The 599-nt window shown below is 65.9% G+C and carries 1 protein-coding gene; it reads left to right on the top strand.

Going from position 1 to position 599, the window contains the following annotated elements; translation table 11 throughout:
• Positions 1-599 (top strand): transposase (locus Q0877_RS17065; protein WP_299170046.1); only part of this gene is annotated, 599 nt, incomplete at both ends.

Consider the following 599-nt stretch of genomic DNA (forward strand, 5'->3'; position numbering starts at 1 on the left):
GGGCTGAAGGTTACGGCGCTGGTTGCCGGGATGGTCGCCGGCGCGGACTGCATTGACGATATGGGTGTCCTGCGCCACGGCGGAACCGGGAAATTGTTCACCGGCACCTATGCGCCCTCGACGCTGGGTTCGTTTTTGCGCAGGTTCACCTTTGGACATGTCCGCCAGCTCGAAGCAGCCGCGTCCCGCTGGCTGCCGTTGCTGGCAGCGGCCACACCCTTGGCTTCCGGGATCGATGATCTTGCCTTGGTCGATATCGACGACACGATCAAGGAAGTCTACGGCTATAAGAAACAAGGATCCGGTTACGGCTACTCCGGTGTCCGCGGGCTCAATGCCTTCATTGGCACCGTCACCACCGGCAACGCAGCCCCGTTCATCGCTGCCGCCAGGTTGCGCAAGGGAGCGGCGAACTCCGCCCGCGGCGCGGGCAAATTTGTCTCCGACCTGCTGGCCAACGTCGCCCGGCTGCGCTCGAAGGACGCGGCCGGGATGGTGTTGCTGCGCTCCGATTCGGCCTTCTACGCCCACGCGGTGGCCACCGCCGCGGCACGGGCCGGCGCGAAGGTCTCCCTGACCGTGCGGATGGACCCGGCCGT

The organism is uncultured Arthrobacter sp. (assembly GCF_947495145.1).
GTDB lineage: Bacteria > Actinomycetota > Actinomycetes > Actinomycetales > Micrococcaceae > Arthrobacter_D.